The following is a 12,963-nucleotide window of genomic DNA, read 5'->3' on the forward strand; positions in this document are numbered from 1 at the left end:
GAGGGTGTGTCGTGTTGGAGAGTGTATTCGGGGTGCACCCGACGATCCTCCTGGAATTGCTGACCATCCCTCTGTTCACCGGAGTCATCGGCTACGTCACCAACTGGACCGGTGTGCTGATGCTCTTCCGGCCGATCGCGTTTCACGGTGTCCGGCTACCCGGCCTGCGGTATCTGTACCCGTACCTGCCCAAACGGATACAGATCCTGCCGCTGCTCAGCCATGACGGCCGCCTCGGCTGGCAGGGCATCGTTCCCTCGCGGGCCGACAAGATGGCCAGTATCGCGGTGGACAAAGGTCTTTCGAAACTGGGCAGTGTCACCGACTTCTACCGGGAACTGGAACCCGACGTCCTCGCCGAGCATCTGGCGGGGACGGCCGAGACCCAGATCCGCGATATCGTCGAGACGATCCTGCGCCGCGAACATCCACAGCTCTGGTACAACCTGCCCACCCAGGTACGGGAGATGGTGCACGAAAGAGTGCGCCAGCAACTGCCGGATATTCTGCGCGAACTCACCACCGAACTCGGCGCGAACATCGATCAGCTGCTCGATGTCAAACAGATGGTCATTCGTTATTTCCAGGCGCGGCCGCAACTGCTCAATCAGTTGTTCCAGGTGCTCGGCGCCAAGGAATTGCGGTTCATGCAGAATTTCGGCCTCTACTTCGGTGCCCCGATGGGCGTGGTGCTGGTCGCGATACTGCATCTCACCGGCTGGCCCACGCTGGCGGTGCTGCCGATCGGCGGGGTGATCATCGGCTGGGTCGTCAACTGGGTCGGCCTGAACATGATCTTCGCGCCCGCCGAGCCGAAATGGTGGTGCCCATGGCGGCAGGGCCTGCTGATCAAACGCCAGAACGAGATCACGACCGGATACGCGGAACTGGTCTCGACCCAGGTGATGACGGTGGCCAATATCGGCGACGAACTGCTGAACGGCCCCAAATCCGACCGCACCCTGCAGATGCTGGAGGACACCCTGCGACCCGCCGCCGACCGGGCGCTGGGACCGGCCCGCGGGGCGGTGAAACTGGTACTCGGCAGCCGTGACTACCGCACGCTGACCGAGACCCTGACCACCGAGGCGATGGCCATCGCGCCGCTCGCCTTCGCCGACGAGGACTTCAACGTGCGCCAGGGCAAACAGATCGGCGCCTATATCTCCAAGCAGATGTCCGAACTGTCGCCCAACGATTTCGTCGATATGCTGCGGGCGGCGATCAAACAGGACGAGTGGTTGCTGTTCGTGCACGGCGGCGTGCTGGGACTGTTCGCCGGATACGCGCATATCCTGGTCTTCGGAACGGGGGTGGCGACGACATGGCTGTGAAACGGGAAACGCGGGACAGCGGTGAGCCCGAGCGGCGCGACGGTAGCGGTCGGGCCGGCGAGAGCGGGCGGTCCGGCGGCCCGGCCGCGACCGTCCGGGCGGTGAGCGGGGTCGCGCGGGTCGCGGCCGCGGCGGTATCGGGCACCACCCGGTGGGGTGTACACACCGCTCTCGATATCACCGAGACGGTGGTGCGGGGCAGTATGGCCGGGCTTCCCCCGGCCGAGATCCGCACCGAGGCGGTCGCGCAGGCCCAGGAGGCGCTACGCCGGGCGCTGGGTGTCGCGGCGGCGGAACCGTCGGCTCTCGACAACCCGACGGAACGGTCACTGCGCGAACAGGGAGCCGCGCTGTTGCGCCTGGCCGCCAGCCCCCGGGCCGCAGACGAGGGCCATCCGGCCTTTGCCCGCATTCTGGCCGAACTCACCTCCGACGAGGCCCGCATCCTGCGCCTGCTACGTCTCGACGGGCCACAACCGGCCGTGACCGTCCGCGGCGGCCGCCGTACCCGGCGCGTTACCCGCAAGGCGGAACAGGCGTCGGGTACGGCCGAGATCGGGGTCAGCATGATCGGCGAGCACGCCGGGCTGCGCCATCCCGACCGGGTCCAGCGTTACCTGGCCAATCTGCGCCGGATCGGGCTCATCGAGTTGCTGCCCGAACCGGTGGGCACACCCGAGCGCTACCAACTGCTGGAGGCCCAGGCTCCCGCGATCGAACTGCTGAAACAGGCCGGTGGCCGCGGCAAACTCCAGCACCGTGGCATCGCGCTCACTTCATTCGGCGGCGAGTTCGTCCAGGCGAGCCTCCCGATCACCGGGGAGAGCGGCCCGGCGGCCGGGAACCACTGAACCCGGGCCGCTCACGCCTGGTCGGCGAGTTCCATCCAGCGCTCTTCGGCCGTTTCCTTCTGGGCCTGGACGTCCTTGAGTTCGGCGCCCAGTGTTACCAGTTTGCCGGGTTCGGTGGCGGCCTCGGCCAGCGCCGCGTGCAGGGTCTTCTCCCGCTCGCCCAGTTTGTCGATGGCCCGTTCCAGCCGGGTCAGTTCCTTACGGGCCGCACGGTAGGCCGCGGAATCGGTCTGCGCCGCCACCGGCTGCGGAGCGGACTGCGCCGTCGCCCGGGTGGAACCGGAACCGCCCGCCGCGAGTTCGGCGCGGCGGCGCAGGTACTGCGTGATCCCACCGGGCAGGTTGGTGAGCGCGCCGTCGCCGAACAGCGCCCAGGTGCTGTCACAGATCCGCTCGACCAGGTAGCGGTCGTGGCTGATCACCACCAGGGTTCCCGCCCAGTTGTCCAGTAGATCCTCGAGCTGCTGCAGGGTGTCGATATCGAGGTCGTTGGTCGGTTCGTCCAGCAACAGCACATTGGGTTCGGACATCAGAATGCGCGTGAGTTGCAGACGGCGCCGCTCGCCACCGGACAGGTCGCGCACCGGGGTGCGCTGGCGGGCCGGGGTGAAACCGAGCCGTTCGGCGAGTTGCCCGGCCGAGAGCTCCAGCGCTTTACCGCCTTCCCCGAGCGTGATGCGCATGGCGATCTCCTGCACCGCCTCGAGCACCCGCATATCGGTGGGCAGATCGTCGAGTTCCTGGCGCAACCAGCCGATCCGGACGGTCTGGCCCTGGATCCGTTTCCCGGACACCGGGTCGATGTCACCGGCGAGCGTGCGCAACAGTGTGGTCTTGCCCGACCCGTTCACCCCAACCAGACCGACCCGTTCGCCGGGGGCGAGCTGCCAGGTGAGATCGCGTACCAGTTCCCGGCCGTCCGGGGTGGCGAGGGTGGCGTCCTCGAGTTCGACCACCACCCGGCCCAGGCGCTTCTTGGCGAACGCGGCGAGCGAGACCGAATCGCGCGGCGGCGGCACATCGGCGATCAACGCCTCGGCGGCCTCCACCCGATAACGCGGTTTCGAGGTACGGGCCTGCGGCCCACGCCGCAACCAGGCCAGTTCCTTGCGTGCGAGGTTACGGCGGCGGGCCTCGGTCGCGTCGGCCTGGCGGGCGCGTTCGGCCCGCGCGAAGATCCAGTCGCCGTAGCCGCCCTCGTAGGTTTCCACCCGGCCACCCACCACCTCCCAGGTGCGGGTGGCGACCGTGTCCAGGAACCAGCGGTCGTGGGTGACGACGACGAGCGCGCTACGCCGGGCCAGCAGGTGCCCGGCCAGCCATTCCACCCCTTCCACGTCGAGATGGTTGGTCGGTTCATCGAGGACCAGCAGATCCAGTTCCCGCACCAGCGCGGCCGCCAGCGCGACCCGGCGGCGTTCGCCACCGGACAGGTTGGTGACCGACGTATCCAGGCCGAGATCCGCGATACCGATACCGTCCAGCACCGACCGGATGCGGGGATCCGCGGCCCATTCGTGTTCGGCGATATCGCCGGTGGGCGCGTCGTCGGCCAGTCCGGCCAGCACCACCTCACCGATGGTGGCGCCCTCGGGCAGGACACCCCGCTGCGTGACCACCGCCAGGCGCAGCCCGCCGAGCCGGCTCACCCGGCCGCTGTCGGGCTCCTCGATACCGGTCAGCACCTCCAGCAGCGTGGTCTTCCCGCCGCCGTTGAGGCCCACCACCCCGATCCGGTCACCGGCGTGCACACCGAGCGATACTCCGTCGAGCAGCGGTGTGATCCCGAAACTCTTGCTGACCTGTTCGAGGTTGATCAGGTTGGACATGGATCCTTCCGCCTCCGGCTGCCGGCCACGCCTCTACGGGGCCCCGATCAGCCTAATAGGCACCGCTGGGCGCAGCCCACCCGCAGCCCGCGCACGGCCGCAGCGAATGCGGAGGTACGCCTGATAGGCACCGCTGGGCGCAGCCCACCCACAGCCCGCGCACGGCCGGAGCGAATGCGGAGGTACGCCTGATAGGCACCGCTGGGCGCAGCCCACCCACAGCCCGCGCACGGCCGGAGCGAATGCGGAGGTACGCCTGTCGAGCCGCCCCGAGGGTGCCCGGCAGCGGTCCGGGGCCCGGCGATCAGGCGCGGCGCGGGCCCGGTCCGGGTTCGGGTGCCGGCGGGTGCGGTTCGTCGTGACCGATCACCCGTGCGCCGGGTACCGGGCCGGTGGCGGTGCGCACGCTGCGGGCCACTCCCGCGCCGGACAGTTCCGCGGCGACCGCCACCGCCGATTCCGCCGATTCACACAGGAACGCGCAGGTCGGGCCGGAGCCGGAGACCAGTCCGGCCAGGGCGCCGACCTCCACGCCCGCCCGCAGTGTGCGGCGCAGGTCGGGGCGCAGCGAGACCGCCGCGGCCTGCAGATCGTTACCGAGCAGTGGCGCGAGCTGGTGTGCGTCACCGGAGGCCAGCGCCTGCATGATCTCCTGGGGTTCGCCGAGCCGGGGCGGTGCGCCCTGGACCCGCAGCCGGTCGAGTTCGGTGAACACTTCCGGGGTGGACAGCCCGCCCTTGGCCAGCGCCAGCACCCAGTGGAAGGCATTGCGGGACAGCACGGGAAGCAGGCGTTCCCCGCGCCCGGTGCCCAGTGCGGTACCACCGTGCAGGGCGAAGGGCACATCGCTGCCCAGTTCGGCGCCCACCGCGGCGAGTTCGTCCCGGTTCATCCCCAGTTCCCACAGCTCGTTCAGGCCGACCAGCGCGGCGGCCGCGTCGGCGCTGCCGCCGGCCATACCGCCGGCGACCGGGATGCCTTTGTCGATGGCGATCTCCACCAGGGGCGCGCGTCCGGCCACCTGGGCGAGCCGGACCGCCGCCTTCCACACCAGATTCGTCCGGTCGGTGGGCACTTCGGCGGCGCCCTCGCCGGTGACCCGCAGGGTGAGCGAGTTGGCGGGAGTGATCTCCAGGTCGTCGGCGAGCGACAGGGCCTGGAACACGGTGGTGAGCTCGTGGTAGCCGTCGGCGCGCAGGTCACCAACTCCCAGATGGAGGTTCACCTTCGAAGGGGCCCGCACGGTGACGGGACTGGGCACAACGGACAGCACGGTGACCCAGCCTAATAGGCGCAGTTGGGCGGAGCCCATCGATAGCCCGCGCACGGCCGCAGCAAGGCGAAGGTACGTCTGATGGGCGCGGCTGGGCGGCGGCCATCCACAGTCCGCGCACGGCCGCAGCGAAGGCGAAAGTACGTCTGATGGGCGCGGCGGCTGGGCGGCGGCCGACGACTTCCCGCGCACGGCCCCGGTATCGGCGAAAGTTCGTCTGATGTCCATCCCGGTCCGGGGCATCGCGAAAGCGGTTCTCGGCACCGAGGATCCCGTTCGGGGCGGGTGGATTGAACGGGCCCGGTGCACAACACATGTTGCCGCAACTACCCCCCGGGGGTATATTCGACGGCGGGATATCCCGACCGGGAACGAGCACGAAGGAGATGTCATGGCCACAACCAGCACCTACACCGTCACCGGTATGACCTGCGGGCACTGCGTCCAGTCGGTACAGACCGAGATCGGCAAGATCGACGGTGTCACCGGCGTCGACGTGGACCTCGCGTCCGGCCGGGTCGTCGTCGAGGGCAGCGCTCCCATCGCCGAGGCCGATATCGCCGCGGCGGTGGACGAAGCCGGTTACGAGATCGCCAGGTAATCGGGCGACCGGGGTCGATCCGAACGGATCAGGACTGCGCGGCGAGGCGGACGAACGCCGCGGTGTCCAGGGTTTCCCCGCGGGCAGTCGGCGCGATCCCGGCGGCGAGCAGCCGCCGCTCGGCTTCCGCGGGGCCACCCGCCCACCCCGCCAGCGCGGCACGCAGCGTTTTGCGGCGCTGCGCGAACGCCAGATCGACCACCTCGAAGACCCGGCGCCGGTGCGCCTCGTCGACCGGCCAGGGCGATTCGGCGAACCGATCGATACGCACCAGACCCGATTCGACCTGCGGCACCGGCCAGAACACCTGACGGCCCACCGCGCCCGCTTTGCGCACGGTCCCGTAGAACCCCGCCTTCACACTGGGCACCCCGTAGACCCGGCCGCCCGGTTTCGCGGCGAGCCGGTCGGCCACCTCGGCCTGCACCATCACCAGCGTGGTGGTGATACTCGGGAACTCGGCGAGCAGGTGCAACAGCACCGGCACGGCCACGTTGTAGGGAAGATTCGCGACCAGCGCGGTCGGCGCCACCGCCAGCGCCGCCGACCCGATCCGCAGTGCGTCACCCGGGATCACCGTCAGCCGCTCGGCCAGCGTGGCCGCTCGCTCCCGCACCGTCGCGGGCAGTTGCCCGGCCAGCACCGGATCGATCTCCACCGCGAGGACGGTATCCACCACATCCAGTAGCGCCAAGGTCAGGGAACCGAGGCCGGGTCCGACCTCCAGTACGGTGTCCGCCCGCCCGACACCGGCCGCGGTCACGATGCGCCGGACGGTGTTGGCGTCGTGCACGAAGTTCTGGCCGAGCTGTTTGGTCGGGCGCACACCCAGCCGCTCCGCCAGTTCGCGCACCTGCGCGGGGCCCAGTAGTTCGGCCTGACCACGCACCATCATCTCGGCATCGGACACCGGGAGAACCTACCAACCCCGGTCCGGCCGCCTTCGCGGGCGGGAAGCTCAGGCCGCGTCGAGGACCGGCGAGTACGACACGCCCACCGGAGCGGAATGCGCCCGTTCGGCACCGGAGTCGTGGGTGGCGATGGCCGCACCGGCGCCGGCGATCAAGGTCAGCAGCACAGCGGCGATGACCAGATACAGCAGGGGCGAGCGTGAGGAGTTGATCCTCGCAAAGGGTGACACGGTCACGAGACGATAACGAAGCCGGTGGCCCCCGACAACCGCCGCGAACCGACCCACTGATTCTTCACATCCACGGCGGACCCTCGCGCCCCAGGTAGACGAAATCCCAGTAGGCCGACTTGTGATTCAGATCACTCAAGATCAACGGGGCTCAGCCGCGGCCGAATCGATAGATCCGGCGCGCGTTCGCCGTGCTGATCTCGGCCAGTTCACCCGGATCCTGGCCACGGATCCCGGCCACCGCGCGCACGGTGTACGGCAGGCAGTACGGCTCGTTGGGCGCGCCCCGATACGGATGCGGGGTCAGATACGGCGCGTCGGTCTCGAACAGCAACTGCTCGTCGGGCACCACCCGCACCGCCTCCCGCAATTCGTGCGCGTTCTTAAAACTCGCCGTCCCCGAGAAACTCAGGACATAGCCCTCGGCCACACACGACACCGCCATATTCGCGTCCGAGGAGAAACAGTGGAAGATCACCGTCTCCGGGGCGCCCTCGTCGAGCAGCACGGTCAACAGGTCGTGATCGGCTTCCCGGTTGTGGATCATCAGCGGTTTGCCGAGGCGCTTCGCCAGATCGATATGCCAGCGGAAACCCTCGACCTGGGTCTCGACATCCGCGCACCCCTCCAGCTTGCCCGGCCAGTAGTAATCCAGCCCGGTCTCACCGACCGCCACCACCCGCGGATCGGCGGCCAGCTTCTCCAGCTCGGTCCGCGCCGCGTCGTCGAGCGCGTTCGCCCGGGTCGGGTGCAACGCGACCGCGGCGTACACCCGGTCGTCCCAGTTCGCGGCGCGGACCGCCCAGCGAGCCGCATCCAGATCGTCCGCGACGGTCACCACCCGGCCGACACCCACCTCCGCCGCCCGGTCCACCATCTCCGCCACCGATGCCGCGTCGGTTGCGCCGCAGGCGTCCAGATGGGTATGCGCGTCGACCAGCGGCGTCAGCGGCTCCGGCAGCGGCGGCGCGGGACGCTTCGCGCTCATCGGTCCGCGACCCGTCGCCGAAGCGGGCGAACACGCCGGACGGGGCCCGCCCCGCCGGCGGGGCGGGATTCACGCACACGATCGAGAAGAGGCACGGGCACCACACTAGAGACCCCGTCCGGCCGCGCGCAGGGCAGCGCGCACTGCGGTTCCGGCCGCGCGCGAGGGCGGTCACCGCCGAATCGATCCTTGCCCGCGGAGCCCTGCAAGTACCCTCTGATGGCATGAACACGCAGTCGAGTCGGCTTCACTGCGGTCCGCATGATGGAATCGACACACCATGAGCGCAGTCGATCGTCCCGCCTTCTACCTCACCACAGCCATCGCGTACCCCAACGGTGCGCCGCATATCGGGCACGCCTACGAGTACATCTCCTCGGACGCGCTCGCCCGGTTCAAGCGGCTCGACGGGTACGACGTGTTCTTCATGACCGGAACCGACGAGCACGGTCAGAAGATGCAGCAGACCGCCGCCGCCGAGAACATCCCGGTGGAGGAACTGGCCGCCCGTAACTCCGATGTATTCGAGTCGATGGACAAGACCCTCGACGTCTCCTACGACCGGTTCATCCGCACCACCGACGCCGACCACCAGCTCGCCAGCGCCGCCATCTGGCAGCGGATGCTGGACAACGGCGATATCTACCTCGACAACTACTCGGGCTGGTACTCGGTGCGCGACGAGGCGTTCTACACCGAGGAGGAGACCACGCTGCTCGACGATGGCAGCCGTATCTCCACCGAGACGAAAACCCCGGTCACCTGGACCGAGGAGTCCAACTTCTTCTTCCGGCTCTCGGCCTATCAGGACAAACTGCTCGCCCTCTACGACGAGCATCCCGAGTTCATCGCCCCGGCCACCCGGCGCAACGAGATCGTGAGCTACGTGAAGGCCGGTCTCAAGGACCTGTCGATCTCCCGCACCACCTTCGACTGGGGCATACCGGTCCCCGGCCACCCCGACCACGTGATGTACGTCTGGGTGGACGCGCTCACCAACTACCTCACCGGCGCCGGCTTCCCCGACACCGAGTCGGCCGCGTTCCGGAAATACTGGCCCGCCGATGTGCACATCATCGGCAAGGACATCACCCGCTTCCACACGGTGTACTGGCCGGCGTTCCTGATGTCGGCGGGGATCGAACTACCGCGCCGGGTCTTCGTGCACGGCTTCCTGTACAACAAGGGCGAGAAGATGTCGAAGTCGGTCGGCAATGTGGTCGACCCGCTGGATCTCGTCGACACCTACGGTCTGGACGCGGTGCGCTTCTTCCTGCTGCGCGAGATCTCCTACGGTCAGGACGGCAGCTACAGCCACGAGGCCATCGTCTCCCGGATCAATGCCGACCTCGCCAACGAATTCGGCAACCTGGTGCAGCGCAGCCTGACCATGGTCGCCAAGAACTGCGGCGCGGCCGTCCCCACCCCGGGCGAGTTCACCGCCGCGGACCGGGCGTTGCTCGACCGCGCGAACGGACTACTCGAACGCTGCCGGGCCGAATTCGACGTCCAGCAGATGCATCTGGCGCTCGAGCAGATCTGGCTGACCCTCGGCGAGACCAACCGGTACTTCAGCGCCCAGGCGCCGTGGGCGCTGCGCAAATCGGGTACCGAGGAAGATCTCGCCCGGATGGCGACGGTTCTCTACGTCACTCTCGAGGTGGTCCGGATCGTGGCGATCCTGGTCCAGCCGGTCCTGCCCGGCTCGGCCGCGCGGATCCTGGACCTGCTCGCCCAGCAGGACCGCGATTTCGCCGCGCTCGCCACCCCGCTGGTACCCGGTGTCGCGCTTCCGGCTCCCGCACCGGTGTTCCCGCGCTATGTGGAGCCGAAAACCGAGGACTGATCCGGCGCCGGATCAGTCCACCGCGGCGCGGCGGGCGGCCAGCACGGCATCGTAGAGTTCCCGCCGGGACACCCCGGCGACCTCGGCGATCTCCGCGCTCGCGTCCTTGAGACGCAACCCCGCCGCGGCACGCTCCTCCACCTGCGCCACCAGATTCTGGGGATCGACCACGGTGGCCGCGGCGCCCGCGAGCACCACGGTGATCTCACCGCGCGCCCCGTCCACCGCCCAGTCGGCGAGTTCGGCCAGCGTCCCGCGCACGACCTCCTCGTAGGTCTTGGTGAGTTCCCGGCACACCGCCGCCCGGCGGTCGCCGCCCAGCACCTCCACCGCGTCGGCCAGGCAATCCGCCAATCGGTGCGGCGCCTCGAAGAAGACACACGCCCGTTTCTCCCCCACCAGCGTGCCCAGCCACTCCTTGCGCCGGCCCGGCTTCCGGGGTGCGAAACCGTCGAAACAGAACCGGTCCACCGGCAGCGCCGACAACGCCAGCGCCGTCGTCACCGCCGAGGGTCCGGGCAGACAGGTCACCGGCAGGCCGCGTTCGGCACAGGCCGCCACCAGCCGGTAGCCGGGGTCGCTCACCGACGGCATACCGGCATCGGTCACCAGCAGAACGGTCCGGCCGTCCGCGATCTCGGTCAGCAGCGCCGGAACCCGCGCCTCCTCGACGTGATCGTAGAAACTGACCACCCGCCCCCGGATCTCCACCCCGAGCGCGTCCGCCAGCGACCGCGTCCGCCGGGTGTCCTCCGCGGCCACGATATCGGCGCTGCCGAGCGCCTCCCGCAGCCGCAGCGACGCGTCTCCGATCGCCCCCAGCGGTGTCGCCGCCAAAATCAACCCGCCCTCGGTCACCCCGCTCCTACCCGGCCCGGCCGGTCCGAACCTGTCGATGTCGGCAGCCTAGCGGTGTTTATCGGCGGCGCCTCCGCCGCCGCGGGGTTGAGGCCCCTCGGTCTCGCCGTTTCGGCCTCGGGAGCTTCGCTCATGCGATGTGTGGTGGGCCGTCCATAGAGGGCGACCTTTGAGCACCTTCGGCCAAGGGGCGGGACGGGCCTCAACCCCTGGCGGTTTCTCGCAAGACTCGACGCCTGCGGTTATGTCGGCATTCGACGTCCGGAACGGATGCCGACTCGACCGCGCGGCCGGCCTGGCATCTGGTCGGGCTTCACGAACAGCGGCGCCCTTATCGGTGCCGAGTTCAGCGAGGCCCACAAAGAGTCGAGGCCCGTCCCGCCGTTCAGGCCTGGAAGTGCATGCCGCGCAGCCGCGAGTCCCGAGGCCTTAGTGGCGGGACCCCCAGGGGCCTCGACCCCGCGACGCCGGAGGCGGCGCCGAAATACACAGCACCTAAGCTCGAGCCCGTGACCCAGCTGACCGAACCGCGCCGCCGCGCGGCCTGGCGGCCGCAGCGCACCTGGTCGAGCCCGGCTCCGCTGCGGCCGGCGCCGGATTTCGGTCCCACCGATACCGCGCGCGGCTGGGTGGTCAGCCTGTTCCTGACGGTGATCGCGGCCATCACCCGCTTCACCATGCTCAACTATCCGACCGACGCGGGAACGCCGGTCTTCGACGAGAAGCACTACGCCCCGCAGGGTTGGCAGTTCCTCACCGGCGGTATCGAGGACAACCCCGGTTACGGGCTGGTGGTGCATCCGCCGGTCGGGAAACAGATGATCGCGATCGGCGAGGCGCTGTTCGGCTACAACGGCTGGGGGTGGCGGTTCTCGGCCGCGCTGGCCGGTACGGTGCTGGTCCTGCTGGTCATCCGGATCGTGCGGCGGATGACGCGCTCGACGATGCTGGGTGCCCTGGCCGGGGTCCTGCTGATCGCGGACGGAACCACCTTCGTCTCGTCCCGGATCGGGATGCTCGACATCTTCATCACGGTGTTCGTCACCGCCGCGTTCGGATGCCTGATCGTCGACCGTGACCAGGTACGGGCCCGGCTCGCGCGCGCCGACGCCGAGGGCCGGATCGGCGAGACCCGGTGGGGTCCGCGCCTGGGTGTGCGCTGGTGGCGGTTCGGGGCCGGACTCCTGCTGGGACTCGCCTGCGGGACCAAATGGTCCGGGCTGTACTTCATCGCCGCGTTCGGGGTGCTGAGCATCCTGTTCGATCTGTTCGCCCGCCGCACCTACGGTGTGCGCAAACCGCTGTACGGCACCGCCGTCCGCGATCTCGGCCCCGCGCTGTACGCCCTGGTGCTGATCCCGCTGGGCGTGTACCTGGCGAGCTACGCCGCCTGGTTCCGGAGCGAAACCGCCGTCTACCGCTATATGGCGGGTAATCCGTCGGCGCCCGAGGACGGGATCGGCACCGGCGGATTCTGGTCACATCTGGTACCCGACGCCATGCGGTCGCTGTGGTACTTCCACTCCCGCACCCTCACCTTCCATTCCGAGCTCACCAACTCCGCCGGCAACCATCACCCGTGGGAATCCAAACCCTGGACCTGGCCGATGGGGTTGCGGCCGATGCTGTACTACTACGCCGACGACGGGGTCACCGGCTGCGGGCAGACCGAATGCGTGAAAGCCGTCATGCTGGTCGGCACCCCCGCCCTGTGGTGGGTGTCGCTTCCCGTCCTCGCGTGGGGTATCTGGCGCTGGATCGTCCGCCGGGACTGGCGGTACGCGGCCGTGCTCACCGCCTACGGCGCCGCCCTGCTGCCCTGGTTCCTGACCCTCGACCGCCAGATGTACTACTTCTACGCGGTCACCCTGGCCCCGTTCCTGGTGATGGCGGTGGCACTGGTGCTGGGCGACATCCTGGGCACCGCCGGCCGCCCGGCAACCCGGGGCCCCGACGGCCTGTTCCTACCTGCCGAACCCAGCGAACGCCATAGCCTGGGCCTCTTGGTGGTCTGCCTCTACCTGGCCCTCGTGATAGCGAACTTCATCTGGCTCTGGCCCATCCTCACCGGCCTACCGATAACGACAGGTAACTGGCAAGACCACCTGTGGCTACCCAGCTGGAGATAACCCCCTCCGACCGGACCGTCGAATGCCGACGCAACCCGCATGCGTCGAGTTTTACGAGACACCTCGAAGGGTTGAGGCCCGTCTCGCCGTTTCGGCCTCGAAAGCGCATGAGC

The 12,963-nt window shown here is 69.0% G+C and carries 11 protein-coding genes; 5 read left to right on the forward strand and 6 right to left on the reverse strand.

Annotated elements, in window-relative coordinates; genetic code table 11:
• Positions 1 to 11 precede the first annotated feature (11 nt).
• Positions 12 to 1,334, forward strand: a complete 1,323-nt coding sequence (locus tag AB0H42_RS31335; RefSeq protein WP_357062612.1) for a hypothetical protein — start codon at positions 12 to 14, stop codon at positions 1,332 to 1,334.
• Positions 1,325 to 2,185, forward strand: coding sequence for an Abi-alpha family protein (locus tag AB0H42_RS31340; protein WP_357062613.1), 861 nt, complete (start codon positions 1,325 to 1,327; stop codon positions 2,183 to 2,185). The genes AB0H42_RS31335 and AB0H42_RS31340 overlap by 10 nt, the downstream gene beginning before the upstream one ends.
• An 11-nt stretch (positions 2,186 to 2,196) precedes the next feature.
• On the opposite strand, the gene AB0H42_RS31345 is transcribed toward AB0H42_RS31340, so the two are convergent.
• Positions 2,197 to 4,014, reverse strand: a complete 1,818-nt coding sequence (locus tag AB0H42_RS31345) for an ABC-F family ATP-binding cassette domain-containing protein (RefSeq protein WP_357062615.1) — start codon at positions 4,012 to 4,014, stop codon at positions 2,197 to 2,199.
• Positions 4,015 to 4,318: 304 nt separating this feature from the next.
• Positions 4,319 to 5,287, reverse strand: a complete 969-nt coding sequence (locus AB0H42_RS31350; RefSeq protein WP_357062617.1) for a 4-(cytidine 5'-diphospho)-2-C-methyl-D-erythritol kinase — start codon at positions 5,285 to 5,287, stop codon at positions 4,319 to 4,321.
• Between the two features lie 391 nt (positions 5,288 to 5,678).
• On the opposite strand from AB0H42_RS31350, the gene AB0H42_RS31355 reads away from it, so the two are divergent.
• A complete protein-coding gene (locus tag AB0H42_RS31355; RefSeq protein WP_030522301.1) occupies positions 5,679 to 5,888 on the forward strand; it encodes a copper ion binding protein in 210 nt (69 codons plus the stop codon).
• Between the two features lie 28 nt (positions 5,889 to 5,916).
• On the opposite strand, the gene rsmA is transcribed toward AB0H42_RS31355, so the two are convergent.
• The 3 genes from rsmA to AB0H42_RS31370 all read right to left on the reverse strand — a co-directional run bounded on the left by rsmA (position 5,917) and on the right by AB0H42_RS31370 (position 8,017).
• The gene (gene rsmA, locus AB0H42_RS31360) at positions 5,917 to 6,798 is read right to left on the reverse strand and encodes a 16S rRNA (adenine(1518)-N(6)/adenine(1519)-N(6))-dimethyltransferase RsmA (RefSeq protein ID WP_357062619.1); all 882 of its coding nucleotides are present in this window, start codon (positions 6,796 to 6,798) and stop codon (positions 5,917 to 5,919) included.
• A gap of 48 nt (positions 6,799 to 6,846) precedes the next feature.
• The gene (locus tag AB0H42_RS31365; protein WP_357062621.1) at positions 6,847 to 7,035 is read right to left on the reverse strand and encodes a hypothetical protein; all 189 of its coding nucleotides are present in this window, start codon (positions 7,033 to 7,035) and stop codon (positions 6,847 to 6,849) included.
• Between the two features lie 145 nt (positions 7,036 to 7,180).
• Positions 7,181 to 8,017, reverse strand: coding sequence for a TatD family hydrolase (locus AB0H42_RS31370; protein ID WP_357062623.1), 837 nt, complete (start codon positions 8,015 to 8,017; stop codon positions 7,181 to 7,183).
• A gap of 280 nt (positions 8,018 to 8,297) precedes the next feature.
• Here AB0H42_RS31370 and metG point away from each other — a divergent pair, with 280 nt between their 5' ends.
• Positions 8,298 to 9,863: a methionine--tRNA ligase gene (gene metG / locus AB0H42_RS31375; protein WP_357062625.1), complete on the forward strand. Its 1,566-nt coding sequence runs from the start codon at positions 8,298 to 8,300 to the stop codon at positions 9,861 to 9,863.
• A gap of 12 nt (positions 9,864 to 9,875) precedes the next feature.
• Here the strand turns inward: metG and rsmI are convergent, their stop codons facing one another.
• Positions 9,876 to 10,721 carry a 16S rRNA (cytidine(1402)-2'-O)-methyltransferase gene (rsmI, locus tag AB0H42_RS31380; RefSeq protein WP_357062627.1) on the reverse strand — a complete coding sequence of 282 codons (846 nt, stop codon included), beginning with the start codon at positions 10,719 to 10,721 and terminating at the stop codon, positions 9,876 to 9,878.
• A gap of 518 nt (positions 10,722 to 11,239) precedes the next feature.
• Between rsmI and AB0H42_RS31385 the strand changes: the two genes are divergently transcribed.
• Positions 11,240 to 12,850, forward strand: a complete 1,611-nt coding sequence (locus AB0H42_RS31385; protein ID WP_357062642.1) for a phospholipid carrier-dependent glycosyltransferase — start codon at positions 11,240 to 11,242, stop codon at positions 12,848 to 12,850.
• Positions 12,851 to 12,963: the final 113 nt, after the last annotated feature.

Origin of the sequence: Nocardia sp. NPDC050799 (assembly GCF_040654015.1) — a bacterium.
In the GTDB taxonomy this organism is placed as follows: domain Bacteria; phylum Actinomycetota; class Actinomycetes; order Mycobacteriales; family Mycobacteriaceae; genus Nocardia.